Source organism: Acidovorax sp., from assembly GCF_047607405.1.
Taxonomy (GTDB): Bacteria; Pseudomonadota; Gammaproteobacteria; order Burkholderiales; family Burkholderiaceae_C; genus Acidovorax.
On record NZ_JASGDA010000087.1, the window covers coordinates 1 to 26,858 of the forward strand.

At 69.9% G+C, this 26,858-nt stretch carries 17 protein-coding genes and 2 pseudogenes; 6 read left to right on the plus strand and 13 right to left on the minus strand.

The annotated features are described in order from the left end of the window. From QM569_RS09925 to queF, 4 genes and pseudogenes are all read left to right on the plus strand, one after another. Window positions 1–1,374: pseudogene (locus QM569_RS09925) on the plus strand (ribonuclease E/G); the annotation flags it as partial. A 172-nt stretch (window positions 1,375–1,546) separates the two neighbouring features. Continuing rightward, window positions 1,547–2,320: a peroxide stress protein YaaA gene (gene yaaA, locus QM569_RS09930; protein ID WP_414987070.1), complete on the plus strand. Its 774-nt coding sequence runs from the start codon at window positions 1,547–1,549 to the stop codon at window positions 2,318–2,320. 179 nt (window positions 2,321–2,499) lie between these two features. Beyond that, complete coding sequence (locus tag QM569_RS09935) at window positions 2,500–3,363, plus strand: 2OG-Fe(II) oxygenase (RefSeq protein WP_414987071.1); 864 nt, start codon at window positions 2,500–2,502, stop codon at window positions 3,361–3,363. Between the two features lie 65 nt (window positions 3,364–3,428). Beyond that, window positions 3,429–4,274: an NADPH-dependent 7-cyano-7-deazaguanine reductase QueF gene (gene queF, locus QM569_RS09940; protein ID WP_414987072.1), complete on the plus strand. Its 846-nt coding sequence runs from the start codon at window positions 3,429–3,431 to the stop codon at window positions 4,272–4,274. A 21-nt stretch (window positions 4,275–4,295) separates the two neighbouring features. Here queF and QM569_RS09945 read toward each other — a convergent pair whose 3' ends face one another. The 11 genes from QM569_RS09945 to QM569_RS09995 all read right to left on the minus strand — a co-directional run bounded on the left by QM569_RS09945 (window position 4,296) and on the right by QM569_RS09995 (window position 21,495). Continuing rightward, window positions 4,296–4,682, minus strand: a complete 387-nt coding sequence (locus QM569_RS09945) for a type II toxin-antitoxin system RelE/ParE family toxin (RefSeq protein WP_414987073.1) — start codon at window positions 4,680–4,682, stop codon at window positions 4,296–4,298. 14 nt (window positions 4,683–4,696) lie between these two features. Continuing rightward, on the minus strand, window positions 4,697–4,990 hold the full coding sequence (locus QM569_RS09950) for a type II toxin-antitoxin system Phd/YefM family antitoxin (protein ID WP_414987074.1): 294 nt from the start codon (window positions 4,988–4,990) through the stop codon (window positions 4,697–4,699). Between the two features lie 109 nt (window positions 4,991–5,099). Then, window positions 5,100–6,302, minus strand: a complete 1,203-nt coding sequence (locus QM569_RS09955; RefSeq protein WP_414987075.1) for a Y-family DNA polymerase — start codon at window positions 6,300–6,302, stop codon at window positions 5,100–5,102. 8 nt (window positions 6,303–6,310) lie between these two features. Then, window positions 6,311–7,981 (minus strand): thiamine pyrophosphate-binding protein, encoded by a 1,671-nt coding sequence (locus QM569_RS09960; RefSeq protein WP_414987076.1) that lies wholly within the window; start codon window positions 7,979–7,981, stop codon window positions 6,311–6,313. A 220-nt stretch (window positions 7,982–8,201) separates the two neighbouring features. Continuing rightward, window positions 8,202–8,636, minus strand: a complete 435-nt coding sequence (locus QM569_RS09965) for a TA system VapC family ribonuclease toxin (protein WP_414987077.1) — start codon at window positions 8,634–8,636, stop codon at window positions 8,202–8,204. Next, window positions 8,626–8,838: a hypothetical protein gene (locus QM569_RS09970; RefSeq protein WP_414987078.1), complete on the minus strand. Its 213-nt coding sequence runs from the start codon at window positions 8,836–8,838 to the stop codon at window positions 8,626–8,628. The genes QM569_RS09965 and QM569_RS09970 overlap by 11 nt, the downstream gene beginning before the upstream one ends. 53 nt (window positions 8,839–8,891) lie before the next feature. After that, a complete protein-coding gene (locus QM569_RS09975; protein ID WP_414987085.1) occupies window positions 8,892–10,052 on the minus strand; it encodes an L-lactate dehydrogenase in 1,161 nt (386 codons plus the stop codon). Window positions 10,053–10,127: 75 nt separating this feature from the next. Further along, complete coding sequence (locus QM569_RS09980) at window positions 10,128–12,407, minus strand: diguanylate cyclase domain-containing protein (protein ID WP_414987079.1); 2,280 nt, start codon at window positions 12,405–12,407, stop codon at window positions 10,128–10,130. Between the two features lie 42 nt (window positions 12,408–12,449). Further along, on the minus strand, window positions 12,450–14,678 hold the full coding sequence (pbpC, locus tag QM569_RS09985) for a penicillin-binding protein 1C (RefSeq protein WP_414987080.1): 2,229 nt from the start codon (window positions 14,676–14,678) through the stop codon (window positions 12,450–12,452). Further along, window positions 14,675–15,556, minus strand: coding sequence for a methylglyoxal synthase (locus QM569_RS09990; RefSeq protein WP_414987081.1), 882 nt, complete (start codon window positions 15,554–15,556; stop codon window positions 14,675–14,677). The genes pbpC and QM569_RS09990 overlap by 4 nt, the downstream gene beginning before the upstream one ends. Beyond that, on the minus strand, window positions 15,553–21,495 hold the full coding sequence (locus tag QM569_RS09995) for an MG2 domain-containing protein (protein ID WP_414987086.1): 5,943 nt from the start codon (window positions 21,493–21,495) through the stop codon (window positions 15,553–15,555). Before QM569_RS09995 ends, QM569_RS09990 begins: the two co-directional genes overlap by 4 nt. A 210-nt stretch (window positions 21,496–21,705) precedes the next feature. Between QM569_RS09995 and QM569_RS10000 the strand changes: the two genes are divergently transcribed. Continuing rightward, complete coding sequence (locus tag QM569_RS10000) at window positions 21,706–23,826, plus strand: catalase (protein ID WP_414987082.1); 2,121 nt, start codon at window positions 21,706–21,708, stop codon at window positions 23,824–23,826. Between the two features lie 81 nt (window positions 23,827–23,907). Here QM569_RS10000 and QM569_RS10005 read toward each other — a convergent pair whose 3' ends face one another. Further along, window positions 23,908–24,897 carry a Bug family tripartite tricarboxylate transporter substrate binding protein gene (locus QM569_RS10005; protein ID WP_414987083.1) on the minus strand — a complete coding sequence of 330 codons (990 nt, stop codon included), beginning with the start codon at window positions 24,895–24,897 and terminating at the stop codon, window positions 23,908–23,910. A gap of 26 nt (window positions 24,898–24,923) precedes the next feature. Further along, a complete protein-coding gene (gene argH / locus QM569_RS10010; RefSeq protein WP_414987084.1) occupies window positions 24,924–26,378 on the minus strand; it encodes an argininosuccinate lyase in 1,455 nt (484 codons plus the stop codon). A 29-nt stretch (window positions 26,379–26,407) separates the two neighbouring features. On the opposite strand from argH, the pseudogene QM569_RS10015 reads away from it, so the two are divergent. Then, window positions 26,408–26,858: pseudogene (locus tag QM569_RS10015) on the plus strand (sensor histidine kinase); the annotation flags it as partial.

Sequence of the window (26,858 nt, forward strand, 5' to 3'; positions counted from 1 at the left end):
GAAGGCGCGGCGGCCCGCCCGCAGCGCGCGGGCCAGCCGCAGCAGCCACGCCAGGCCGCACCGGCCCACGTGCCCCCAGTCGCCCCGGCGCCCGCCCCCGTACACGCGCAGGAGCAAGGCTTCTTCGCCTGGCTCAAGGGCCTGATCTTCGGCACCCCCGCCGCAGCGCCCGTGGCCGCACCGGCCCCTGCCGCCGCACCCCAGGCCCCGGGCCGTGGCGAACCCCGCCGCGATGGCCGCAATGGCAATGGCAACGGTGAAGGCCGTGGCCGCCGTGGCGGACGCGACGGCAACCGGGACGGGCAGGCCCGCGAAGGCGCTGGCGGCGAAGGCCGTGGCCGCCGTGGCGAGCGCTCCGCCGAAGGCCGTGCCCCGCGCGATGCGAACCGCCCCGAAGGCGAGGCCCGCGAGCCGCGCGAAGGCCGCGCTCCCCGCGAGGGCGGTCGCAACCGCCGCGATGCCGAGGCACGCCCACAATCCGCTGGCCTGAACGGCGATGCCAACGCCCAGGCCGAGAGCCTGAACGCGCCCGAGGCTGCACCCGCCCAGCAACAGCCCCGTGGCGAACGCGGCCCCCGCCGCGAGCGCGGTGAACGTGGCGGCCATCGCGGCGAGCGCGCTCCCCGCACCACGGGAGCCCCGGACGCCACGGTCGCTCCCGCAACCGCTGCCGCCTCTGGCGACTTTGTGGACACCACGCCGCTGGCCCCCTTGCCCGACCTGGACCTGACGGGCAACGAAGCCGCAAGCCCCGGCGGTGCAGAAGAACAGCAGCGCCGCGAGCGCCGCTCGCGCGACCGCTATGGCCGCGACCGCCGCGAGCGCGGCCCGCGTGACGGCAACGGCAACGCCGCCGAAGCCGCCGCCGCGCCCGCGATGCAGGACTTCGACCCCACGGAACCCGCGCCCGCGCAGGACGAAGCCCCCCGCCGCAGCTACTTCAGCGCGCCCGCCGCTGCGCCTGCTCCCATGGCAGTGCCCGCTGTGGCGGAACCGGTGGCGCAAGCAATACCCGTTGCTGTTGCCGCTCCCGCACCCGTTGCCGCGCCCGCACCTGCACCCGTCGTCGCGGCACCCGCGCCCGTGGCAGCCGCTCCGGCCTCCGCACCCGTCGGCATGCCGCGCGTGCAGTCATTCGCTCTGCCCGTGGACGAACTGCAGCAGGTCGCCGCATCGTCCGGCCTGCAGTGGGTGAACTCCGACGCGGACAAGATCGCCGCCGCCCAGGCCGCCATCGCCGCCGAACCCCGCCCCATCCACGTGCCGCGCGAGCGCCCGCCGGTCGTGGTGCTGGACGAGGGCCCCCTGGTGCTGGTAGAAACCCGCCGCGACCTGTCGGCCATGCCCCTGCCGTTTGAAGGGCCAACCCCCTGAGCGGCTGCGCCGCTTCCCCCTTCTCTCGGCTTCGCCGGGAAGGGGGACGACGCCAGTGGCCTGGCGAAGCCAGCTCCACGGCGTCCGCTGGCCTGGGCCGTGCCAGCGTCACGCGCTATGGTTCTGTATAAGCGGCTTTGGCCGCTTTTTTCCTTTAGGCAGCCCACACACCATGCTGTTCCTGCTCTCCCCCGCCAAATCGCTCGACTACGACACGCCCATGCCCGAAGGGCTGCCGCACACCACGCCCCAGTTCGTGCCACAGGCGGCACAGCTCATCGACGTGCTGCGCGAGAAGTCCCCGCAGGACATCGCCTCGCTGATGGATTTGAGCGACAAGCTCGCCGCCCTCAACGTGGCGCGCTACCAGGCGTGGCGCCCCCGCTTCACGGCTGGCAACTCGCGCCAGGCCGTGCTGGCCTTCAACGGCGACGTGTACGAGGGCCTGCAGGCCCGTTCGCTGGACACGGACGACCTGGCCTGGGCGCAGCAGCACGTCGCCATCCTCAGCGGCCTGTACGGCGTGCTGCGCCCGCTGGACCGCATGCAGCCCTACCGGCTGGAAATGGGTACGCGCCTGGCCACCGGCGCGGGCGCCAGCCTGTACGACTACTGGGGCAGCCAGATTGCAGAACACATCAACACCCGGCTGCGCGCCGACACCACGCCGGTGGTGGTCAACCTGGCCTCGCAGGAATACTTCAAGGCCGTGGACCGCAAGGCGCTCCAGGCCCGCGTGATCGAGTGCGTGTTCGAGGACTACAAGGGCGGCGCGTACAAGATCATCAGCTTCCACGCCAAGCGCGCGCGCGGGCTGATGGCGCGCTATGCCATCCTGCGGCGCATCGCCACGCCCCGGGGCCTCGAAGGGTTCGACCTGGAGGGCTATGCTTTCGCCCCCGGGGCTTCATCGCCCGACCGCCTCGTGTTCAGACGCAAGATATGACACACCCCCCTGAGCGGCTACGCCGCTTCCCCCCGCTCTCGCAACGCTGCCCGTTGCGGGCAAGGAGACGCCGCCCGTGCGGCGGGGCGGCCCTTGCACGGCGGCCCTCGCTCGGGGCGCGCCAGTTTCCTATGCTGCGGGCGGCTCACCATGAATAGCTGAAAGGGGAACCGAAGACCATGAGCGACACGAGCACCGCCCAGCCCATCACCCCCGAGCTGCGCCGCTGGATCATCGAGCAGGCCGCCGCAGGCCATGCCGCGCCCGTGGTGCTGCAGGCCATGCTGGACGCGGGCTGGAACGAGGACGTGGCCGCCAGCGCCATGGAAACCGTGCTGCGCGAGCACCTCGACGACTTGGCCGTGCAGCAGGGCCAGCCGCCCGCCGTACCCGTGCCCGGGCCGCGGCTCGACGAATCGCCCGCCCAGGTGGACTGCGGCGACCGCGTGGTCAACGTGCTGCTGGCCATGGCCCAGCCGCGCATCGTGGTGTTCGGCGACCTGCTCTCGCCCGAGGAATGCGACGCGCTCATCGCCGCCGCCCGCCCGCGCCTGGCGCGCTCGCTCACGGTGGCCACGAAAACCGGCGGCGAGGAGGTGAACGCCGACCGCACCAGCGACGGCATGTTCTTCCAGCGCGGCGACAGCCCGCTGGTGCGCCGCATCGAGGCCCGCATTGCGCGCCTGCTGAACTGGCCGGTGGAAAACGGCGAGGGCCTGCAGGTGCTGCACTACCGCCCGGGCGCCGAGTACAAGCCGCATTACGACTACTTCGACCCCGCCCAGCCCGGCACCGCCACCATCCTCCAGCGTGGCGGCCAGCGCGTGGGCACGCTGGTGATGTACCTGAACACGCCCGAGAAGGGCGGCGGCACCACCTTCCCGGACGTACACCTCGAGGTCGCGCCGCAGCGCGGCAACGCCGTGTTCTTCAGCTACGAACGGCCCCACCCCTCCACCAAGACGCTGCACGGCGGCGCGCCCGTGATCGCGGGCGAGAAGTGGATCGCCACCAAGTGGCTGCGCGAGCGGCAATTCAAATAATACAAGCCAAATCGGCCACCGGCGCTTATACAGCAAGCACCAGCAGCTATCGAAACAATAGCATCATGAACACACCCGAACAATCGCAGCTCGGCAAGGCGTCGGCCTATGCGGACCAGTACGACGCCTCGCTGCTGTTCCCCATACCCCGCGCGGACAAGCGCGCCGAGATCGGCATCGCGGGCGCCCCGCCCTTCTTCGGCGCCGACCTGTGGACGGCGTTCGAGCTGTCGTGGCTGAACCTGCGCGGCAAGCCGCAGGTGGCGCTGGCCCACGTCACCGTGCCGTGCGAGACGCCCAACATCGTCGAGAGCAAGTCGTTCAAGCTGTACCTGAACAGCTTCAACAACACGCGCTTTGCCGACGCCGCCGAGGTGCAGGCGCGCATCCGCGCCGACATCAGCGAAGCCGTCTGGCGCGGCGCGCAGCACCCCGCCACCGTGGGCGTGAAGCTCATCGCCCCCGAGCTGTTCGACCAGGAGCCGGTGCATGAACTGGACGGCCTGAGCCTGGACCGCCTGGACGTGGAATGCACGCACTACCAGCCCGCGCCCGAGTTGCTGACCGCCGCTTTCGACGAGGCCCCCGTCACCGAGACGCTGACGAGCAACCTGCTCAAGAGCAACTGCCTCGTCACCGGCCAGCCCGACTGGGGCAGCGTGCAGATCAGCTACAGCGGCCCGCAGATCGACCAGGCGGGCCTGCTGCAGTACCTGGTGAGCTTTCGCAACCACAACGAATTCCACGAGCAGTGCGTGGAGCGCATCTTCATGGACATCCGCGCGCGCTGCAGGCCGATCAAGCTCACGGTGTACGCGCGCTACACGCGGCGCGGGGGGCTGGACATCAACCCGCTGCGCACCAGCCACCCGCAGGCGCTGCCGCGCAACGTGCGGACTGCGCGGCAGTAGCAGCCCCGCATGGCCGTGGCATCAGTCCGGCCACACCCGCTGAAAGTCAAACGAAAGCTGCCGCTGGTGCTGGATCGACAGGAGATGGAGTGTGTCGCCGATCCGCGCATACAGCAGCAGGTAATGCGTCATCACGTCTTCCCGCAGTTCCCCATCGCTTGCAAAAGCGCCCAGCTGTCTGCAAAGGCGCTCGACGCCATTGGCAACCTCGACCGAACGCACCGGCCTTTGCAGGAACATGCGGCCCATGCCAGGAAAGCGCTCCAGGTTGGGGACGACGGTGTCCATGAGTTCATCCAGCAGGGCATCGAATGCCTGGGGTGCCTCGGCCTGCGTCAGGAAAGCTTCGATCTCGTCCAGGTTGCGCTCAAAGCTGTCGGTGAGTTTGACCGTCGTTGGGGCGGGCATCGCGGGTCAGCCTCTTATCCCGCCGTGCGTGCATTGCGGCGGCGCTGCAAGGCGCTGCGCGCATCTTTCACCCGGCCCTCTGCAACGTCTGCCAGCCCCTGCGCGGCATCGTCGATCAGCAGCAGATGGATGCGCTCGCGCTCCAACTGGTGGTAGTAGTCCAGCCGCTGCGCGTTGATGAGGGCAACGTAGCCCTCACCGTTTTTGGTGATGATTTTTTCTGCACCGGCATGCGCCTGGTCGGCCAGTTCGGACAGATTGGCTCGGGCTTGGGAGAGGGGTATCAGGTCACTGACAGCAATGGCCATGGCGCGGCTCCTGCATGATTTGTACAAAATACTGTGCATTATGCAGGCATATTGCTGGACGCGGTAACTCCTGCTTTTACCGCCCATCCAGCTTCGGCTGTGCAGCAGGTCAAAAAAGCCGCCCCGTCTCCAACGCCCCCTGCGCCTCTTGCGCCTGCTGCGCGGCCCAGTCCGCCTCTTTCATCAGCGCCCCCACCCGCACGCCCAGCAGGCGCAGGCGGCGGGTCAGGGGTACGCGCTTGAGGCACAGGCCCGCTGTGCGGCGGATGACTGCCGCGTCGTGCGTGTGGTGCTCCAGCGTCTGGTCGCGCGTGGCGGTCTTGAAGTCGTCGTAGCGCAGCTTGATGCCGATGGTCTTGCCCACGTAGCCCTTGCGCTGCAGGTCGCCCGCCACCTGCTCGCACAGCTCGGTGAAGATGCCCGACAGCTCCGCCCTGTCGCGCACGGCGTGCAGGTCCCGGTCGAAGGTGGTTTCGCGGCTCATGCTGACGGGTTCGCTCTCGGTGACCACGGGGCTGTCGTCGCGGCCCCAGGCGGCGCGGTGCATCCAGGCGCCGGTGGATTTGCCGAAGTGCGCGACGAGCCACTGCACGTCCTGCGCGGCCAGTTCGCCGATGGTGTGGACGCCCAGGGACGCCAGCTTTGCGCCCGACTTGGGGCCGATGCCGTTGATCTTGCGCACGCCCAGGGGCCAGATCTTTTCCTGCAGGTCTTCTTCGTAGATGACCGTGATGCCATTGGGCTTGTCGAACTCGCTCGCCATCTTGGCCAGGAGCTTGTTGGGCGCGACGCCGATGGAGCAGGTCAGGCCCGTTCTGTCGAAGATGCTTTTCTGGATGAGCCGCGCCAGCACGCGCCCGCCCTCGCGCTGGCCGCCGGGTACGTCGGTGAAGTCGATATAGACCTCATCGACACCCCGGTCCTGCATGACGGGCGCGATCTCGGTGATGGCGCTCTTGAACAGGCGCGAGTACTTGCGCACCTCGGCAAAGTCCACGGGCAGCACGATGGCCTGCGGGCACAGCCGCGCCGCCTTCATCATGCCCATGGCCGAGCCCACGCCGAACTGGCGCGCGGCGTAGGTGGCGGTGGTGATGACGCCCCGGCCCACGTAGTCGCGCAGCAGCGGGAACGCTTCGACCGGGATGAAGCGCCGCTCGCGCTCGCCGCCGTCGGCGCCGCGCAGCAGCAGTTCGTCCACCGCGCGCCGCCCGCCGCCGATGACCACGGGCAGGCCCTTGAGCTGCGGGTAGCGCAGCAGTTCGACGGACGCGAAGAAGGCGTCCATGTCCAGGTGGGCGATGCGGCGCATGGTGCCTCTCAGCGCTGGCCCAGGGCCGCCTTGCGGATGCCTGCGAGCGTGCCCGTGGGCGTGATGGCCTCGGGGTCGATCAGGCAATGCACGATGGCGGGCAGGCCGCTGGCGCGTGCGCGGGCCAGGGCCGGGGCGAAGTCTTCGGTGCGTTCCACGCGCTCGCCGTGGCCGCCGAAGGCTTGCGCGTAGGCGCGGAAGTCCGGGTTCTTCAACTGCGTGCCGCTGATGCGGCCCGGGTACTCGCGCTCCTGGTGCATGCGGATGGTGCCGTACATGCCGTTGTCCAGCAGCACCACGATGATCGGCAGGTCGTATTGCACGGCGGTGGCGAACTCCTGGCCGTGCATCAGAAAGTCGCCGTCGCCCGCAAACACCACCACCTCGCGCTCGCGCCACAGGCGCTTGGCGCCCACGCCGGCAGGCAGACCGTAGCCCATGGAGCCGCTGGTGGGCGCGAGCTGGCTGGCATACGCGGTGAAGGGCCAGAAGCGGTGTACCCAGGTGGCGAAGTTGCCCGCGCCGTTGCAGAAAATGGTGTCCGCAGGCAGCGTGGCGCGCAGGTGCTGCATGACCTCGCCCATCTGCAGGCTGCCGGGGATGCGGATGGATGCCGGGTCGCTCCAGGCCAGGTATTCGGCGTGCGCGGCGTCGGCGCGGGGCGGCACGGGGCCATCCGGGCGAATGGCATTCAGGGCGGCAGCAAACGCCTGCGGCGTGGCGTGGATGGCCTGCGCGGGGCGGTACAGGCGGCCCAGCTCATCGGCATCGGCATGCACGTGTACCAAGGGCTGCGCGGGGTTGGGAATGGGCAGCAGCCCGTAGCCCTGCGAGGGCACCTCCGACAGCCGCCCGCCCACCAGCAGCACCAGGTCGGACGCGCGGATGCGCGCCAGCAGCTGGGGGTTGGCGCCCAGGCCCAGGTCGCCGCCGTAGCAGGGGTGCGTGGCCGGGAACAGCATCTGGCGGCGGAACGAGCAGTACACCGGCAGCGCCCACGCTTGGGCAAACGCCGCGAACTCATTCACCGCCTGCTCCGACCAGCGGCTGCCGCCCAATATCGCCACGGGCTGCCTGGCCGCACGCAGGCGCTCGGCCAGCTCGGCCATCTGCGCGGCGCCAGGGTGGGTTTCGGTCACTTGATAGGGCAGCGCGTCGGCCACGGCGGCAGCCTCGGTCAGCATGTCCTCGGGCAGCGCCACCACCACGGGGCCGGGGCGGCCCGAGGTGGCGACGTGGAAGGCGCGCGAGACGAGTTCGGGCAGGCGCGCCGGGTCGTCGATCTGCACCACCCACTTCGCCAGGGTGCCGAACACGGCCCCGTAGTCCAGCTCCTGGAACGCCTCGCGCCCCCGCGCGCCGCGCGCCACCTGGCCCACGAAGAGGATCAGCGGCGTCGAGTCCTGGTGCGCAATGTGTACGCCCGCCGATGCATTGGTCGCCCCCGGCCCGCGCGTGACGAAGCAGATGCCGGGCCGCCCGGTGAGCTTGCCCTGCGCCTCGGCCATCATCGCCGCGCCACCTTCCTGACGGCAGATGGTGACGGCGATGCGCGCGCCGTGCAGGGCGTCCAGCACGGCCAGGTAGCTCTCGCCGGGCACGCAGAACAGCTGCTCCACGCCATGGGCGATGAGTTGGTCCACGAGGATCTGACCGCCGGTGCGGGAAACAGGAGTCATGGCAGGGTCGATGAAAAAACAGATGTACACAGCCTACGCCATAGGCCGCCGGGGTGCCAGCACTGGGGTTTCAAGCAAAAACCGACTCCAGGGAACCTCTGCACGAACCCGGTGCCTGGAGACGGAGGACAGCAGCAGGTCGTGGCGGAACGGCCCTACCCGGCCCGGGTGCTGTACGGCCTGGGCCTGATACAGCCGTGAAGGCGGCCAACAGCAGGACTCAGGGCATCAAGCGCGTGAACTGGCTGGGCGGCAGCAGCTTGGTGAAGTCGCCATCAAAGCTGACCAAGTGCTCGCCCTGCTGGAGGACGGCGGCGGCCAGCCATGCGTCCGGTATGGCATTGGCGGTCAGCCCTTTGCCTGCGCACAACTGGCGCAACACGGGCCATTCGATGCCCAGTTGCGCCAGCGTGACACCGGGGGCCGCCAACAGGGCATCGACAAAGCCCAGTGCGTCTGCGATGGGGGTGGGGTTGACGAAGATGCGCGGATGCGTTGCCAGCCGCAGAAAACTGGCAATCACCAAGGGCTGCAAGCGCAGCGGGGCCGCCAGGCTGGCGCTGCCAACGGCGGACTCCAGCCAATTGCGGGCCACTGCATGGTGCGGGTGGTCGCTTCGCAGCGCCGCCAGCAGCACGTTGACGTCAGGCGTCATCTTCGCAGGCCCGCTGCAGGGACTGATTGCTCAGGCCATCCACACCGGTCACCAAGCCGCCCTGCCCCGCATAGACGGGCAAGGACGGCTTCTGGCGCAGGGCGTTTGACAGCAGCGCCTGAATGCCCTGCTCATCCAGCAGCCCCGCCTGCGCGGCTGCACGCGCCAAATGATCGGGAATTTCAAGGGTGATGGTGGTCATGGGCTGCACCTCCAAGGAAAGCAGGATTTCGAGTGTAGCCAAGCCACGCGCGCTCACACCGGGTAGCTGCCCGGGATCAGGATGGACTTGTCCACCGTCTGGATGTCCGTATGCCCGCAGAAGGCCATGGTCACGTCCAGCTCCTTGTGGATGATTTGCAGCGCCTTGGTGACGCCCGCCTCGCCGAAGGCGCCCAGGGCATAGACCATGGCACGGCCAATCATCGTGCCGCGTGCGCCCAGGGCCCAGGCTTTGAGCACGTCCTGCCCGCTGCGGATGCCGCCGTCCATCCACACTTCCGTCTGCGTACCCACGGCATCGACGATGGCGGGCAGCGCGGCGATGGAAGACGGCGCGCCGTCGAGCTGGCGGCCCCCGTGGTTGCTGACCACGATGGCGTCCGCGCCGTGCTGCACGGCCAGCCTGGCGTCTTCCACATCCATGATGCCCTTCAGGATGAGCTTGCCGCCCCACTGTTGCTTGACCCAGTCCACGTCGGCCCAGGACAGGCGCGGGTCGAACTGCTCGTTGGTCCAGGCGGCGAGCGAGTTCATGTCGCTCACGCCCTTCACGTGGCCGACCAGGTTGCCGAAGCTGCGGCGCTTGGTGCCGGCCATGCCCAGGCACCAGCACGGCTTGGTCATCAGGTTGAGGATGTTCTTGACCGTGGGCCGGGGCGGCGCGGTCAGGCCGTTCTTGATGTCCTTGTGGCGCTGGCCGATGACCTGCAAGTCGAGCGTGAGCACCAGGGCACTGCATTGCGCGTCCTTGGCGCGCTGGATCATGCGGGCCATGGATTCGCGGTCGCGCATCATGTAGAGCTGGAACCAGAAGGGCGCGCTGGTGTGCTCGGCGATGTCCTCGATGGAGCAGATGCTCATAGTGGACAGCGTGAACGGTATGCCGAACTTCTGGGCCGCGCGCGCGGCGTGGATCTCGCCGTCGGCGTGCTGCATGCCGGTCAGGCCCAAGGGGGCGATGGCGACGGGCATCCTGGCCTGTTGACCGACCATGGCGGTGGCGGTGCTGCGGCCTTCCATGTTGACGGCCACGCGCTGGCGCAGCCGGATGGACTGGAAGTCGCTGGAGTTGGCGCGGTAGGTGCCCTCGGTCCACGCGCCCGAGTCGGCGTAGTCGTAGAACATGCGCGGCACGCGCCGCTCGGCAATGGCGCGCAGGTCTTCGATGCAGGTGATTCTGGACAGGTCGGGCACGCGGTGCTCCTTTTTCAACAGGTTGTCATTTCAAGCAAAAAACGGCTCCGGCGCTTATACAGCAAGCACTGGCAGCTACGCATCTGATAGCAATATGGCCTGGGGCGGCGCCTGCGGCCCCTGGTAGAGCATGACGCGCATGCGCCCGCCGCGCTTGGCGGCGTACAGGGCGCCGTCGGCGTGGCGCGAGAGCGCGTCGAAGGTGTCGCCGTGCGCGGGGTACAGCGCGATGCCGCCGCTCAGGCCCACGCGCGCCTCGCGGCCATTCAGGTCGAACGGCGCCTGGCACGACGCGAGGATCTTGCGCGCCACCTGGCAGGCGGGGCCCGCCCCGTCCAGGCCGGGCAGGTCGGGCAGCAGCACCACGAACTCGTCGCCGCCCTGCCGGCACACGGTGTCGGACGCTCGCACGGCGGCCTTCAGGCGCTGGGCGAACTGCACCAGCAGCAGGTCGCCCGCCTCGTGGCCCAGGGTGTCGTTGACCGCCTTGAAGCCATCCAGGTCCAGGTACATCACGGCCAGCGTCTGGCCGCTGCGCCGTGCCTGCACGATGGCGTGCTGGGCGCGGTCGTGCAGCAGCACGCGGTTGGGCAGGTCAGTCAGCGCGTCGTAGTGGGCCAGGTGGTTCATGCGCTCGGCCATGGCGGTGGCCTCGGTCACGTCGCGCAGCACGGCCACGGCGCCGGTCACGTGGCCGTGGCGGTCGGTGATGGGGCTGACGGTGCCGTCCATGCGAAAGCGCCTGCCGCTGGCGCGCTGCACGATCTCGCCGCGCACCGTGTCCACCACGGCGGCCTGCTCGATGGCGGTGCGCAGGGGGCTGGGCAGCGCCTCGCCGCCGCCGGGGGTGCGCAGGTCGAGCACCTCGTCCACGGGGCGGCTCGCGGCGTCGAACGCCTGCCAGCCGGTCAGGCGCTCGGCCACGGGGTTCAGGTAGGTCAGCCTGCCGCCAGCGTCGGCCGTCACCACGGCGTCGCCGATGGCCTGCAGCGTGAAGCGCATGCGCTCCTTCTCGTCGAACAGCTCGTCCTCCATGCGCTTGCGCTCGGTGATGTCGGTGATCTGCGAGTAGAAGCCGCGCACCTGGCCGTCGTCGCCCCTGTCGGGCACGCACGAGACGATGATGTGGCGCAGCCTGCCCTGGGCGTCGGTAAAGCTGCGCTCGAAAAGCTGGGGCTCACCCTGCAGCGCGCGCCGCAGGTGCGGCTCCACCGTGGGGTAGAGCGTGGGCGGCAGCATGTCGCTGGCATGCTGGCCGCGCAGCGCGTCGCGGGGAATGCCATGCCAATCGCAGTGCGCCTGGTTGGCGAAGCGGTTGCGCAGCTGGTCGTCCCAGTAGCCGATGAGCGAGGGCGTGTTGTCGATGACGGCGCGCACCTGGCGCTCGGCCTCGCGCAGCCGGGCCGACACCTGCTGGCGCAGCGTGAGTTCGCGCACGAACAGCAGGGCCAGGCCCAGGCAGGCCGCCATGAGCAGCGCCGCGAACATGCCCAGCCCCCAGGCGCTGTGGCGCCAGTTGGCGAGGATGGTGTCGGTGGACTGCGCCACGCTCAGGATGAGCGGGTAGTCGCCCACCTTCTGGAAGACATAGAAGCGCTCCACGCCGTCGATGGCGGCCTTGCCCGTGAAGGCGCCGCTGCGGTCGCTTTGAAAGCGCAGCACGTTGGGCGTGCCCGCGAAGCTCTGGCCCACGTTGGCGGCGCTGTAGGGAAAGCGCGCGATGAGCACGCCGTCGGCGCGCAAAAAGGTCACGCCGCTGTCGCGGCCCAGGTCCAGCGCGCCGAAGATTTCGTTGAAATAGCTCAGGCGGATGACCCCCACCACCACCCCGGCAAAGCGCCCGTCCGCGTGGTGGTAGGCCCGCGCCAGCGGCAGCACGCCAATGCCCGTGGTGCGCGCGAAGGTGGGCTGCCCCACGAACAGGCCCTGGTGCCCGCCCGACTGGAAGGCCACGAAGTAGTCGCGGTCGGCGAGCTGCAGCTTGCGCGGCTCAATGGAGCCGGAGTCGAGCACGACCTCGCCGCGCTCGTCGAGCACCAGCACGTCGCCCACGCCGCGCGTGCGCAGCGAGTTGTCGAACACCACGCGGGCGCGCAGGTCGGGCGGCAGGGCCCACACCTCGGGCCGGGCCACTTCGCGGGCCACGCCCGCGAGCGACTTGTCGAAAGAATCCAGCGACCACAGCAGCCCTTTCTCGAGCGTGCGCACGAGGTTGGCATTGGTCTGCCGGGCGTAGTTCCACTCGTCGCCGCGCATGGTCCAGATGGTGCGGGCGAACAGCGCGCCGATGCCCAGGGAGACCAGCAGGGCCAGCCAGATCAGGCGGTGGGTGAAATACGGGCGCAGTGAAGTCATGGCGGGGCTGGGATTCTAGGGTGCCTGGTCGCCTGGCGACCGTCAACGGGGGGCTGCCCCCTCCACGACGCCCGCGCCGCGCACCTCGATGCGCACCTCGTCCAGCACCTGGCCCGTGGCGTCGGTGATCTGCACCGCGTGCCGCCCCGGCCACGGCAGCCAGGCCACGCGCGCGCCCCGGCCCAGCGGCTTGCCGTCCATGCGCCACTGCAGGCCGGGGCTGCCGCCCGTGGCCGTGAACTGCAGGCGCTGGCGCGCGGGCGGGATGTCGGGGTCCAGCGCGATGACGGTGCCCGGCGCGGGGGCGGTGATGCGGGCTGGGGGTGCCGCGTTATTTTTCAAGCCTTTTTGGCCTCTGGCGCTTTCTGCATCGGCACCAGTAGCTACATTATCCATAGCAAAAAGGGGCTGCTGCGTGCCTTGCAGGAACCATTCCTCGCGCGCGGCTTCGAGCGCGCCGCCGCCCTCCTGCGGCGCGGGGCCGAAGCGCACCTGCGCCTTCGCCAGCCCGGCGGGCGGCCTGGGCGCGCGGCTGGGCTCGCGCGCGTGCAGGAAGCCCATGACGGCGGCCCACACGGGCGCCGCGCCGCTCACGCCGCTCACGTCGTGCATGGCCGCGCCGCTGGCGTTGCCCACCCACACGCCCACGGTGTAGCGCTCGGACCAGCCCACGGCCCAGTTGTCGCGCATGTCCTTGCTGGTGCCCGTCTTCACCGCCGACCAAAAGCGCGTGGCCAGCACGCTGTCGGTGCCGAAGGTGCGGGCGCGGGCGTTGCCGTCGCTCAGGATGTCGCCCACGATGAAGGCCGCGCGCGCATCCAGCGCCTGCGTGGACGCGCCCGCGCCTTTTGGCTGTGGCTCCAGCGCGACGGGGCTCATCCGCCCGCCGTTGGCGAGCGTGCGGTAGGCGTTGGTCAGGTGCAAGAGCGGCACCTCGGGGCTGCCCAGCGCGAGGCTGTAGCCGTAGTAGCCGCCGCTCTCGCGCAGCGGCAGGCCCACGGCGGCGAGCTGGCGGTGAAAGGCGTCGGGCGTGACCATGACCAGCGTGCGCACGGCAGGCACGTTGAGCGACGCAGCCAGCGCGGTGCGCACCGACACCCAGTCCTTGAACTGCCGGTCGTAGTTCTGCGGTATGTACAGGCCGCTGGCGGTGGCGATGTGGGCGGGCGAATCATCCACCAGCGATGCGGCCGTGAGCCGCCGCTCGGCAATCGCCTGCGCGTACAGGAACGGCTTGAGCGTGGAGCCCGGCTGGCGCGGCGCGAGCACGCCGTCCACCTCGCCCGCCTGGCTGAGCGCACCGGACGAGCCCACCCAGGCCAGCACCGCGCCCGTGGCGTTGTCGAGCACCAGCACCGCGCCGTCTTCCACGTTGCGCCCGTGCAGCTCGCTCAGGTGCTGGCGCAGGCTGGCGACCGCAAAGCGCTGCAGCGGCGCGCGCAGGGTGCTCTGCACCTGCTGCCCGGCGGTGCTGCCTGCGCGCTGGCGCAGCAGGGTGCGCGCGAAGTGCGGGGCCACGCCCTCGCTGGCGTCGAAGGCGCGGCGCTGCAGCGCGCCGGTGGTGAACAGGTCCAGCGCATCGCAGTCGGGCCGCGATGCCTGCATGTCGCGCAGCACCCCGCAGGCGCGCTGCGCCACCAGCGCGGGCCGGGCGTTGGGCGCGCGCACCAGGGCGGCGGCCACCGCAGCCTCGCGCTCATCCAGCCCGTGCGCGGCCTTGCCGAACAGCGTGCGGGCCAGCGCGTCGATGCCCACCAGCTCGCCCCGGAACGGCACGAGGTTCAAATACGCCTCCAGGATCTGGTCCTTGCGCCAGCGCCGGTCCAGCACCTGCGCGGCCACCGTCTGCCCGAGCTTTTGCGCCACCGTGCGCCCGCCCGGCCCCTGGCGCCAGTCTCCGTCGAGCAGGCCCGCGAGCTGCATGGTGATGGTGCTGGCCCCGCGCGTGCGCTGGTGCCACAGGTTGCCCCAGGCGGCGGCGGACACGGCCCGCCAGTCCACGCCGCTGTGCTCGTAGAAGCGCTTGTCCTCGCTCAGGACCAGGGCCGTGCGCAGCGCGGGCGACACGTCGGAGAGCGCCACCCACTGCCCGCGCCGCACCGTGGCGTCGGTGCGCAGGCGCTGCAGCACCTCGCCCTCGCGCGAGAGGATGAGCGTGTCGGACGGGCGGAAGTCGCGCCGCACCTCGTCGAAGGTGGGCAGGGCGCGGGCTGGCAGCAGTACGCAGCACGCCGCCAGGGCCAGCCCGATGGCGCGAAGGCTGCGCTTCATCCGCCCATGGCCGCACGCAGCCGCACCGCCTCGCACCAGCGCTGCGCCACTGCGGGCGCGGTGGTACACACCGCGTCGTGCGTGGCGGTGGTCACGGCACGCTCCAGCAGCTGGATGTCGGCCTCGTGCTGGCGGGCCACGTGCGGGTCTTCAAAGAAGATGGCGCGGTGGCAGCGGCGCTCCAGCACCAGGTTGGCGATCTGCGCGTCGCCCCCCAGCGGGCCGCTGTGGAAGCGCTGCACCCAGGGCGTGTCGGCGGGCCAGCCCCGGCTCCAGGCCAGCTCGTTCAGGCGCTGGCCCGTGGTGCCCGTACCCACGCGCTGCGCAAAGCGCGAAAGCACGTCGAAGTTGCGCGCCGCGAAGTCGAGCATGGAGCTCTTCATCGCGTCGTGCGCGATCAGCGCCACGGTCTGCGCGCCCAGGTCGTAAAAGCGGTCGGCATTGCGGTCTGGCGGCAGGCCCGCGTGGATGCGCTCCATCTCCACCCAGTCGCGCGCGCTCGCTACGGTCGAGAGGAACGGCTTGCCGTGGATGACGCACTGGCGCTTGAGCGCCAGCGCCTCGGGGAAGATGGAGGAAGGGTCCACCGGGTCGATGAGGTAGATGGCGCCGTCCAGCGTGTGCCCAGGCGCGGGCATGCCCACGACCTCGGCGACGAGCTTCATCAGCCCGCCGTCGCGCCCGTAGGGGTAGCGCACCAGCGGCGCGTAGCCGCGCAGCAGGCCCGCGTCGGCGATGGCGTCGTGCGTGCGGCCCACGGCGTGCAGGCCGATGCTCAGCGCGCGGATGCCCGCCTCGCTGGCGCGCAAGAAGGCGAACAAGGCGGCGTCTTCGCCCTGGTGGTGCAGACGGTTGGCGGCCAAACCCAGCCGCGTCATTTCTGCACCACCCTGACCCGCGCGTTCGGTGTCTCGCCAAACATCTCGGGCGCGTACATCGCCTCGACGCGCGTGGGCGGCAGGGCGAAGTCGCCCGCGTTGTTCAGGCGCACGGTGTATTCCATCTTGACCGTGCCCTTGGGCAAATACTCGTAGTAGCTGCGGAAGGACTCGAACCCGCGCTCCTCGAACGCGGGCCAGCCGTAGCCGCTGCGCGGCTTTTCGCCCTGGGTGGCGATCTCGGAGTCGCGGCCCAGGCCGCTGCCGAGGATGGTGGCCCCGGCCGGGATGGGGTCGGTGATGGCGACCCAGGTCATGTCGGCGCTGGCGTTGACGGTGAGCGTGACGCGCAGCACGTCGCCGCGCGTGTACTGGCCGGGGGGCAGGGTCTTGTCGGCCTGCTCCACGGGGGTGACGGTGCGCTCGATGGCGTAGCCCGCCGCGAACGGCGCCTTGAGCTGCACGGCAGCCACCGACTGCAGCGTGAGCCAGGGCTTGCCCGGCCCCTGGTGCGTGACGGCGAGCTGCTCCTTGCCACCCGCCTTGCTCCAGTGCAGGAACATGCCGTTGCCGCGCAGCATGCCGGGCGCGGCGGGGGCGCCGAACCAGGTGGTCTGGTGGGCGGCGCCGCTCGCGTCGGTGGTCTTGATGCGTTCGACCTTGGCCCAGTCCACACCGGCGGTGTTGCCGCCCATGGCAGCGCGGGTCGAACCGGACACGGGCGTGGCCTCGAACCTGGCGCTGAATTTCTCCAGCGCCAGCCCGCCCCACAGGTTGGCCGTGGTGGTCTGCCACGCGCCCGACTGCTGGCGGCTGATGAAGCCGTTGGCCAGGCGGCCCATGTCGTCCTTCCACGCCGGGTCGTCCATCACGGCCAGCATCAGGCGGGCGGTGTTCACGTCGCCGTTTTGCATCAGCCACCACCAGTAGTCGTCCTGCTCGGTGCTGAAGATGAGCTTGGTGCCCTGGAACGACAGGCGGCCCTTGATGATGTTCATGGCCTCTTGCAAACGCTGCTCGCGCTGGGGCACGTCGCTCACGCGCTTGAGGATGTTGATCCAGTCGATGACCGCGTGCGTGGGCCACTGGTTGGGCGCGATGGTGATGCTGCCCAGCATGCGGCCCTGGGCCTTGCCGTAGCGCGACAGGGCCTCGATGGCGGCGAGCTTGCGCATGTCCAGGTCCTTGCGCGGGCTCCAGAAGCTGCGCTCGATGCGGCCTTCGACGAAGGCGATCAGGCCCCGCTCCATGGGCGCGCGCACGTCGTCGGGCAGGGCGAACGCGGGGTTGATGGCGGCGGCCTCGTGCGTGGCGGCCAGCACGTAGGCCGTCAGCGTGTCGCTGCCCCGGTTGGCGTCGCCGCCCTGCGGCGGGAAGTAGTTGGCCAGGCCGTCACCGTCCAGGTAGGTGGGCAGCTGCGCCGCCACGGTCTGCCACAGCGCGCCGTCGCGCAGGCCCACGGCCTTGCTGGTCTTTTGCTCCAGGCAGGCGAAGGGGTAGCGCGCCCACCAGTCGCGCACGCCGGGCAGGCCCTCGGCCAGCTTGGGCTGCAGCGACATCTTCAGGCCGCCCCGGCCCGGCAGCGCGTCGGCCGGTGGGTGTACGTCGAGGTTGAAGCTGCCGTCCACCTGCACCAGCGTGGCCTGCTGCACCGTCAATGGCACGGCGGGGACGAGCTTCTGGCTGACCTTGAGGGCGTCGCGCGCGCCGCTCACGGTGTCCCGGGCCTCGATCTCCCACAGGATGGCCTGGGCGCGGGTCTGCGCCAGTTGCGCGGGGGCCGTCACCGCCCAGGCCACCTCGCGGGATTCGCCTGCGGGGATGTCCACCGTCTGCGGCTTCAGGTCGAGCAGCGTGGCGCGCGGCGCCACCTCGACCTTCATTGGTTTCTGCGTGGTGTTGCGCAGCGTGAGCTGGGCGCGGAACTGGTCGTCCTCGCGCACCAGGGGCGGCAGGCCGCTGATGATCTGCAGGTCCTGCGTGGCGCGGATGCTGGTACTGCCCGTGCCGAACAGGCCGGTGGACGCATCGGCCACCGCAACGATCTTGAACGTGGTCAGCGCATCGTTGAGCGGCACAGTCACCTTGGCCTGGCCGTTGGCGTCGAGCTGGAGGGCGGGCTGCCACAGCAGCAGCGTGTCCAGCAGCTCGCGCGTCTGGGCCTTGCCGCCGCCGCCGCCCGCGGGCACGGCCTTCTTGCCGTAGTGGCGCCGGCCGATGATTTCCATCTGCGCGGTGGACGTTGTCACGCCCCAGCTTCGGCGCTGGAGCATGGCGTCGAGCAGGTTCCAGCTGGTGTTGGGCATCAGCTCCAGCAGCGCCTGATCGACGGCGGCCACGGCCACCTCGGCGTTGGCGGCGGGCTTGCCGTCGGGCAGCGTGGCGGTGATGGTGACCTGCGCCTTGCCGCGCACGGGGTAGCTTTCCTTGTCCGCCGCCACCTTCACGGCTATGCGGTGGGCCTGCGTGCCGACGCGGATTTCGGCCAGGCCCATGCGGAACGCGGGCTTGGACAAATCCACCAGCGCCGTGGGCGCCTGGTATTCCTTGCCCTCGTACCAGAAGGATGTCCACCACTCGCGCGGCGACTTGAAGCCCCAGGTGAAGAAGCTGTACCACGGCACCTCGCGCAGCCGCCCGCGCAGGGCCAGCACGCTCACATAGACGTTCGGCCCCCAATCGGGCTGCACTTTCAGGCTGATGGTCGGGTCCTGCCCGTTGAGCTGCACCACCTGCGTGTCGATGATGCCCTCGCGCTCCACGGCCACCAGCGCGGTGGCGAAGCGGAACGGCATGCGCACCTGGAACTTGGCGGTCTCGCCGGGCTGGTAGCTCTTTTTCTCGGGCAGCAGGTCGATGCGGTCGTGGTCTTCGCCGCCAAACCACAGCTCGCCCTGGCGCGTGACCCATACGCTGGAGGCTGCCTGGCTGGTGTTGCCGTCCTTGTCGGTGGCCGTCACCACCAGCTCCACCTCGCCGGGCTCGTCCAGCTTCGACTCGCACAGCAGCAGGCCGCGCGCGTCGCTCTTGCCGCTGCACAGCGTGCCCAGGTCTTTCGTCTCGGTCTGGTTGTCGTAGCTGTAGAAGCCGCCCACCATGCGCTTGCGCGTGCTGGTGGTGATGCGGGCGATGGCCTGCACCTGCAGGGCCGTGTCGGCGGCGGGCTTGCCGTCCAGTTGCAGCGCCAGCGCCTGAAAGCGGATCTTCTGGCGCGCCGACACCCAGCCCTCGGTCTTGACGCCCGCGACCACGGCGGCGGGCCACAGGGCCTGCACGCTGCGCAGGGTCTGCACCTCGCCGCTCGGGTCGGCGTAGGTGGCTTCCATCACCAGCTCCTGCGGCTGGCGGGACGGGGGCACGTCGGGGATGGTGAGCTTGCCCGCGCCGTCCTTGTTGAGCGTGAGGGGCAGCTTGTCGGCGATGACGCGCGCGTCTTGCGTGGTGGTGGCTTCTTCCTCGTCGCTGTTGGCGTTGCTTTGCTCGCGCTTGCGCGGCGGGTTGAAGCTGAAAGCGTCGTAGTCCGCATAGTCCAGCGACTTGCGGCGCACCATGGCCGACACGCGCACCGGCAGGTTGGCTGCGCCGCCGCCCGCCACGTAGTTGATCTGCACGTCGGTGGGCACGGAGCGCACGCGCACCAGCGGTTTCTTGTCGGCAGGGGCGATGCGGCCTTCGAGCACCGGCAGGCGGAATTCCTCCACGCGGAACATGCCGGACGTGAAGTTGCGGTCGCCATCGGCCTCGTTGCGCAGCTCCACCCGATAGACGCCCAGCTTGGCGGCGGGCGGTATGGCAAAGCTGCTCTGCGCGCTCAGGCCCCCGGTGGCGGTGCTGCGCCAATCCAAATCCTGCGTGAACTGCTGGCCGCTGCCCACGTGGGTGATGACCAGGGTGTCGGGCTGGTCCTCGGGCAGCGCGAAGCCCTTGCGCGTCTCGGTGCGCAGCAGGTGCTTCATCGACACCGTCTCACCCGCGCGAAACAACGTGCGGTCGAAGATGGTGTGGGCGCGCTCGTCGGGTTCCGACTGGCTGCTGGTGGGCACGTTGAAGCGCCAGGGCTCGATGCCGCGGTTCCAGTCGCTGAAGGTGAAGGCCATGTCCTCCACGCCGTCGGCACCCTGGTGGCGCGCGCTCACGAAGTAGTCATAGCCGCCCTCGTAATAGCCGTCGTCGCTGCCGCAGCGTGGAGGGAAGGACGACAGGCCCTCGAATCGGGCGATGCCCTGCGCGTCGGTGGTGGCGTGCGCCAGCTCCCTGCCGCCGCAGTCGGACACGCGCACCGTGGCGCCCTGCACGGGCTGGCCCTTGTCCAGCGTGGTGACCCAGGCCAGCGCGTTCTCGCGGCCCAGCTTGAAGTGAACGCCCAGGTTGGTGACCAGCGCCGAGGTGCGCACAAACATGGTGCGGCCCGCGCCGTGGCGCTCGTCCAGCAGTGATGCGCCCAGCCGCTGCGACGCGATCTCCACGACGTGAAAGCCCGGCGCCAGCGGTATGCCCACCACCTCGAACGGGCGCGGGTCGTTGCTGGCGGGCTTGGGCAAGTCCAGCGTCTTCACGCCGCTCTTGCCCGCCAGCAGCGACAGCATGCGCGACTGCACGTAATGCTTGTTGTCGTCCAGCACCTCGGGCAGCGGGCCGGTCACGTCCCGCTGGGCTTGGAGGCGCCGCACCGTCTGCTGGTCGTAGGTCCGCACCTTGCGGAACCAGGCGAGGATCTCGGCGTCCGTGCCCGCCTTGAGCGTGCTGACCTTGCCCTGCGCGGGCTGCAGGCCCTGCACGACGAGCTGCGCCTCCACGTTGCGCAGCGTGACAGGCAGCAGCGCGGGGCCGCCCTGCCCCTCCGCAAACCGCTCCACGATGCCGAAGGGCGCGGCGGCAAACTTCGCCAGCGGCGGCATGCCGCCCGTGGCGACTTTGAGCGGAAAGCTCTCGGCATTGCGCAGCGCGCGGCCCGAGGCATCCTTGAAGTCCCGGGGCAGCTCCAGCGTGAAGGCGGTGTTCTCGGCCAGGGGCGCCGCAAAGCGCACGCCGCTGACCAGCGCGTCGTCCTGCTGGGCATCGCTGCCGTCCACCTGGGGCTGCAGCGTCTCCTTGGCCGACTTCAGGCGGATGCCCAGGGCCAGCTTGCGCGGCACCGGGGCGTTGAAGCGCAGTTGCAGGGGGCGTATGGGCAGGCAGGCGGCCTGGGCGTTCTCGCGCTCGCAGGTGAAATCGGCCGCGAAGGGCTCGCGCACGGTGTAGTCAAAGCGCTTTTCCACCGAGTTGGCTACGCCGCTGGGCGTGGCCACACCCTTGCCGAAGACGAGCTGCAGGCGCGCACCCGGGGTCAGGCGGCGGTTGCAGGTGAGCGTGACGAAGCGCAGCGGCTCCTGCGCCGCGCTCTTGTCCAGGCCCAGGGCCTTGAGGATCTCGGCGCGCTGCGCGCCCTCGACCATGCGCACGGGGACGCGCTCGCCCACGCCGTCGGCTGCGCACCACACGTTGGCCTGCACGCTGGCCGTGGTGGCGGCGCCGCTCAACCGCAGCACGAAGAACTGCTCCTCGTCGATGCGCTGGTAGGTGCCGGGGTGAATGTTTTGCACAAAAGGCCCGCCACTATTGAATTGATAGCTGGTGGTGCCCGTCAATTCTGCGCCAGAGGCCGATTTGAACCCTGGTTTCACGGTGGCGGTGCAGCGCACGCCGGGCGGCAGGTCGGCGCGGAAGTCGAACACCCATTCGCGCTCGCCCGTCCAGCGGCCCGTGCCCTGGGTGGCGTCGGCGTCGCTGCAGCTCAGGGAGAGGGGCGCGGGCGCCTTGGGGTCGCCGAAGTTGACCGCCGCCATGTCGAACTTGGCCACCACCTGGCGCACGCGCGCCACCTCGCCCTGCGGCGAAAAACTGGTGATCTGCAGGGCCTGCGCGCCCCAGGCCCACAGCGCCAGGCTGGCGGCCAGCATCCATTGCTTACTTGCGTTCACGCGGCACCCCTCCGAAGGAAGCGACAAGCGTAACAAAACGGCATGTCGAAAGGCGGCACGTTGCAAGCGCTTACGTGGCGGACTCCCCGCTCTCAGGGACGACGCGGCGCCGCGCCCTTGTCCTACCCGCCTGTCAGCCTTCTTCGCCAACGATGGTTGCCCCCACATCTCTTTTTCCCTGGAGCGCCCATGGCACGAACCACCCCTTCGCGCGGCGCGGCACGCAAGCCGCAGACCGCCTCCACCCCCTCATCCACCCAGTCCGACACCTACCGCGGCAACGCGGGCGAGCTGCAGCAGCAGGCCGGGGGCAAGCACCCGGTGCTGACCACGCAGCAGGGCATTCCCGTGGCCGACAACCAGAACTCGCTGCGCTCCGCACCCCGGGGGCCCACGCTGCTCGAAGACTTCATCCTGCGCGAGAAGATCACGCACTTCGACCACGAGCGCATCCCCGAGCGCATCGTGCACGCGCGCGGCACGGCGGCGCACGGCTTCTTCGAGCTGACCCATTCGCTCAAGCAATACACCACCGCCAAGGTGCTGACCGAGGTGGGCGTTCAGACGCCCGTGTTCACGCGCTTTTCCACCGTGGCGGGCGGCGCGGGGTCGGTGGACACGCCGCGCGACGTGCGCGGCTTCGCCGTCAAGTTCTACACGAGCGAGGGCAACTGGGACCTGGTGGGCAACAACATGCCCGTGTTCTTCATCCAGGACGCGATGAAGTTCCCCGACCTCGTCCACTCCGTGAAGATGGAGCCCGACCGGGGCTTTCCGCAGGCCGCCAGCGCGCACGACACGTTCTGGGACTTCATCTCGCTCATGCCCGAAGCCATGCACATGGTGATGTGGGCCATGAGCGACCGCGCCATCCCGCGCAGCCTGCGCATGATGGAAGGCTTTGGCGTACACAGCTTCCGCCTGCTCAACGCAGCGGGCGAGAGCACCTTCGTCAAGTTCCACTGGCGGCCCAAGCTGGGCATCCAGTCCACCGTGTGGGACGAGGCCGCCAAGCTGCAAGCGGCAGACAACGACTTTCACCGCCGCGATTTGTTCGAGGCCATCGAGGCGGGCAACTTCCCTGAATGGGAGCTGGCCGTGCAACTGTTCACCGAGGAAGACGCCGCCGCCTTCCCCTTCGACCACCTGGACCCCACCAAGCTCATCCCCGAGGAGCTGGTGCCGCTCAAGACCATCGGCCGCATGGTGCTCAACCGCTGGCCCGACAACTTCTTCGCCGAGACCGAGCAAGTGGCCTTCTGCCCCGCCAACGTGCCGCCAGGCATCGACTTCAGCAACGACCCGCTGCTGCAGGGCCGCCTGTTCTCGTACCTGGACACGCAGTTGTCGCGCCTGGGCGGGCCCAACTTCGCGCAGATACCGATCAACGCGCCCAAGTGCCCCTTCCACAACATGCAGCGCGACGGCCACATGCAGATGCAGGTACACAAGGGCCGCGTGAACTACGAGCCGAGCAGCCTGCAGGCCGACACGCCGCGCGCCTCGCAGGTGCAGGGCTTGCGGCATTTCGCGCAGGCGGATGACGCGAGCAAAGGCCGCATCCGCCCCGAGAGCTTTGCCGACCACTACAGCCAGGCGCGCATGTTCTTTCGCAGCCAGAGCGCGCCGGAGCAGGCGCACATCGCCTCGGCGCTGGTGTTCGAGCTGTCCAAGGTCGCCACGCAGCACGTGCGCGAGGCCGTGGTGGGCCACCTGCAGCACATCGACCTCGGCCTGGCCCAGCGCGTGGCGGACGGGCTGGGGCTGCCCAAGCTGCCGCCCGCGCCGCCCCTGGCCGCGCCGGTGCAGGATTTGCCGCTGTCGCCCGCGCTGCGCATCATCGACCGCATGAAGCCCACGCTGGAAGGCCGCAGCATCGGCATCCTGGTCGCGGACGGCAGCAACGGCACCACGGTGTCCAACCTGCGCAAAGCGGTGGAAAAGGCCGGGGCCAGCGTCAAGATCGTCGCGCCCAAGGTGGGCGGCGCGGTGCTCAAGGACGGCACGCGGCTGGCGGCGGACGGGCAGCTGGCGGGCACGCCCTCGGTGGTGTTCGACGCCGTGGCCTCGGTGCTGTCGCCCGCCATGGGCGCGCAGCTCGCCAAGGAAGCCGCCGCCGTGGACTGGTTCCGCGACGCCTTCGGCCACCTCAAGGCCATCGCCGCCTGCAAGGGCACGCAGGCCATCCTGAAGGCGGGCGGCATCGAGCCCGACGCAGGCGTGGTGGACCCGGCGGACGTGCAGGGCTTCATCACCGCCGCGCAGACGCGCCAGTGGGAGCGCGAGCCCAAGGTGCGCACGCTGGCCTGAAGCTGATTACTATCAAAAAAATAGCTGCCAGCGCTTGATGCACAAGCGCTGGCAGCCTTTTTGGCTTGAAACCTTGGCGGCTTACTGCGCCACGAAGCCGCTGTCCTTGATGATGCGCGTCCAGGCGTTGGTGTAAGCCTGCTGGCGCGCCGCGAAGGCCGCGGGCGGCATGTGCTCCACCGTGAGGCCCATGGCGGTCAAATGCTCGCGCACGGCGGGCTGGGCCACCACCTTGGCGAGCGCGTTGGAGAAGTCGGTGATGAACTTCTCGGGCGTGCCCGTGGGCGCATAGACGCCGTAGTACGGCAGGTCTTCAAAGCCCTTCAGGCCCATTTCGTCGAACGTGGGCACGTCGGGCATGGCCGCCTGGCGCCGGGTGCCCAGCACGCCCACCACGCGCACCTTGCCCGCCTTGTGGTTCTCGATGAAGTCGGGGATGGAGCCTGAGCCCGCCGCGATCTGGTTGCCCAGCATGTCGGCCATCATGGGCGCGCTGCCCCGGTACGGCATGGACACGAGGTCGATCTGGTACTTCTGGCCCAGCAGCTTGACCAGGAATTCCAGCGTGGAGGCGGGCGCGGGAATGCCCACGGCCCCCTTGCCGCCGCCCGCCGTCTTCACCCACTGCACGTACTCGGGGAAGGTCTTGGCGGGCGTGCCTGCCGACACGGCAAAGGCGTTGACGAAGGTGGCGAAGCCCGCCACGGGCACGAAGTCGCGCGCCGGGTCGAAGCCGGGGTTCTTCACCACCTGCGGCAGGATGGAGATGGAATGGTCGTGCGTGAGGAACAGCGTGCTGCCGTCCGGCGCAGCGGCTTTGAGCGCCTGCGCGGCGATCTGGCCGCCCGCGCCGGGGCGGTTTTCCACCACCACGGTGGCACCGAGTTCGTCCTTGAGCTTGTCAGCCAGCAGGCGTGCGATGGCATCGGTGCCGCCGCCCGGCGGGAAGCCGACCAGCAGCCGGATGGTCCGGGGCGTCTGGGCCGAGGCCAGCCCCACGGTCAGGGCAGCGCCCAGCACGGCGGCAATGCGCAGCAGGCTGCGGCGGGAGTTGGGGGTGAATGTCGGCATGGTGATGGATGCTCCGGGTAAAAAACTCAGGCCAGCCGCGCCCGGTGGCGCGCCAGCTGCGCGCGCACCTGCGCGGGCGCGGTGCCGCCCAGGGTGTTGCGGGCGCCCAGCGATCCGCGCAGGCTCAGCACCTCGTACACGTCCTTGTCGATCTGCGGGTGAAAGCCCTGCAGCACCGCCAGCGGCAGCTCCGACAGGTCGCAGGCGTGCGACTGCGCAGCCTTCACCGCGTGCGCCACCGTCTCGTGCGCGTCGCGGAAGGGCAGGCCCTTCTTGACCAGGTAGTCCGCCAGGTCGGTCGCCGTGGCATAGCCCTTCTTGGCCGCGTCTTCCATGGCCTGGGCGTTGACGGTGATGCCGCCTTCCTTCACGCCGGCCGCGTTGACTTGCCCGCCCACCATCTCGGCGAAGATGCGCAGCGTGTCCTTGAGCGTGTCCACGGTGTCGAACAGCGGCTCCTTGTCTTCCTGGTTGTCCTTGTTGTAGGCCAGGGGCTGGCCCTTCATCAGCGTGATGAGGCCCATGAGGTGCCCCACCACGCGGCCCGTCTTGCCGCGCGCGAGTTCGGGCACGTCGGGGTTCTTCTTCTGCGGCATGATCGACGAGCCGGTGGTGAAGCGGTCCGCGATCTTGATGAAGCCGAAGTTCTGGCTCATCCAGATGATGAGTTCCTCGGACAGGCGGCTCACATGCACCATGCACAGGCTGGCCGCCGCCGTGAACTCGATGGCGAAGTCGCGGTCGCTCACGGCGTCCAGGCTGTTCTGGCACACGCCGTCCATGCCCAGCGTGCGCGCCACGCGCTCGCGGTCGAGCGGGTAGGTGGTGCCCGCCAGGGCGGCGCTGCCCAGCGGCAGCAGGTTGACGCGGCGGCGCACGTCGGCCATGCGGTCGGCGTCGCGGGCGAACATCTCCACGTAGGCCAGCAGGTGGTGCGCAAAGCTCACGGGCTGGGCCACCTGCAGGTGGGTGAAGCCGGGCAGGATCACCTCCACGTTCTTCTCGGCCACTTCCACCAATGACCGCTGCAGCTCGCGCAGCAGGTCGGCGATCAGGTCGATCTCGCCGCGCAGCCACAGGCGCACGTCGGTGGCGACCTGGTCGTTGCGGCTGCGACCCGTGTGCAGGCGCTTGCCCGCGTCGCCCACCAGTTGCGTCAGGCGCGCCTCGATGTTCAGGTGTACGTCTTCCAGGTCGAGCTTCCACTCGAACGCGCCCGATTCGATCTCCTGCGTGATCTGCGCCATGCCCTTCTGAATGGCCGCATGGTCGCCCTGGCTGATGACCCCCTGCGCCGCCAGCATCTCGGCATGCGCCAGGCTGCCCGCGATGTCGGCCGGCCACAGGCGCTTGTCGAAGAACACGCTGGACGTGTAGCGCTTGACCAGGTCGCTCATGGGCTCGGAGAACAGGGCCGACCAGGCCTGCGCCTTGGTGTCGAGCTGGTTGTGGGACGGGTGGGCGGGTTGGCTGGAGGACATGAGGTGGCAATAATCCGTAAAGGTTCGCAATGCAACAAGACTCGCAAATTTTATCGACCCGGCCCCTGCCAACCGATTCCGCCCTGCCCGTCGGCACGGCTGCGGGCCCGGCGCGCGCGCTGGTGTTCGACGCCTGCCACGTCGGCGTGGTGCTGCGCGCCGTCCTGTTCGTGGAACTGGTGCTGGGCGTGGGCGCGATGTATGGGGCGGGCGGCCCGGCGGACTGGCTGGCCGCGCTGGCGCTGCTCACCGGCGGCGCGCTGCCCGCCACGCTGGTGTGGCTGATCGTGGCGTGCAGCCTGAAGACCGTGCTGGAGCGCCTGTCCACCGCGCTGCAGTTCGCGGCGGGCGTGCTGCTGGGCGCGCTGGCGGGCGGGTACGCCTGCGGCACGCTGGCGCTGGTGGGCATGGCCGAGCCACCGCCCTGGGCGGCCAGCGCCGCCACGGGCGCTCTGCTGGCCGCCATGCTGGTGGCGGCGC

Bases quoted from the DNA above. Each gene is read 5' to 3' on its own strand.
- yaaA (WP_414987070.1), top strand. From the start codon at position 1,547: ATGCTGTTCCTGCTCTCCCCCGCCAAATCGCTCGACTACGACACGCCC.
- QM569_RS09935 (WP_414987071.1), top strand. From the start codon at position 2,500: ATGAGCGACACGAGCACCGCCCAGCCCATCACCCCCGAGCTGCGCCGC.
- queF (WP_414987072.1), top strand. From the start codon at position 3,429: ATGAACACACCCGAACAATCGCAGCTCGGCAAGGCGTCGGCCTATGCG.
- QM569_RS09945 (WP_414987073.1), bottom strand. From the start codon at position 4,682: ATGCCCGCCCCAACGACGGTCAAACTCACCGACAGCTTTGAGCGCAAC.
- QM569_RS09950 (WP_414987074.1), bottom strand. From the start codon at position 4,990: ATGGCCATTGCTGTCAGTGACCTGATACCCCTCTCCCAAGCCCGAGCC.
- QM569_RS09955 (WP_414987075.1), bottom strand. From the start codon at position 6,302: ATGCGCCGCATCGCCCACCTGGACATGGACGCCTTCTTCGCGTCCGTC.
- QM569_RS09960 (WP_414987076.1), bottom strand. From the start codon at position 7,981: ATGACTCCTGTTTCCCGCACCGGCGGTCAGATCCTCGTGGACCAACTC.
- QM569_RS09965 (WP_414987077.1), bottom strand. From the start codon at position 8,636: ATGACGCCTGACGTCAACGTGCTGCTGGCGGCGCTGCGAAGCGACCAC.
- QM569_RS09970 (WP_414987078.1), bottom strand. From the start codon at position 8,838: ATGACCACCATCACCCTTGAAATTCCCGATCATTTGGCGCGTGCAGCC.
- QM569_RS09980 (WP_414987079.1), bottom strand. From the start codon at position 12,407: ATGACTTCACTGCGCCCGTATTTCACCCACCGCCTGATCTGGCTGGCC.
- pbpC (WP_414987080.1), bottom strand. From the start codon at position 14,678: ATGAAGCGCAGCCTTCGCGCCATCGGGCTGGCCCTGGCGGCGTGCTGC.
- QM569_RS09990 (WP_414987081.1), bottom strand. From the start codon at position 15,556: ATGACGCGGCTGGGTTTGGCCGCCAACCGTCTGCACCACCAGGGCGAA.
- QM569_RS09995 (WP_414987086.1), bottom strand. From the start codon at position 21,495: ATGCTGGCCGCCAGCCTGGCGCTGTGGGCCTGGGGCGCGCAGGCCCTG.
- QM569_RS10000 (WP_414987082.1), top strand. From the start codon at position 21,706: ATGGCACGAACCACCCCTTCGCGCGGCGCGGCACGCAAGCCGCAGACC.
- QM569_RS10005 (WP_414987083.1), bottom strand. From the start codon at position 24,897: ATGCCGACATTCACCCCCAACTCCCGCCGCAGCCTGCTGCGCATTGCC.
- argH (WP_414987084.1), bottom strand. From the start codon at position 26,378: ATGTCCTCCAGCCAACCCGCCCACCCGTCCCACAACCAGCTCGACACC.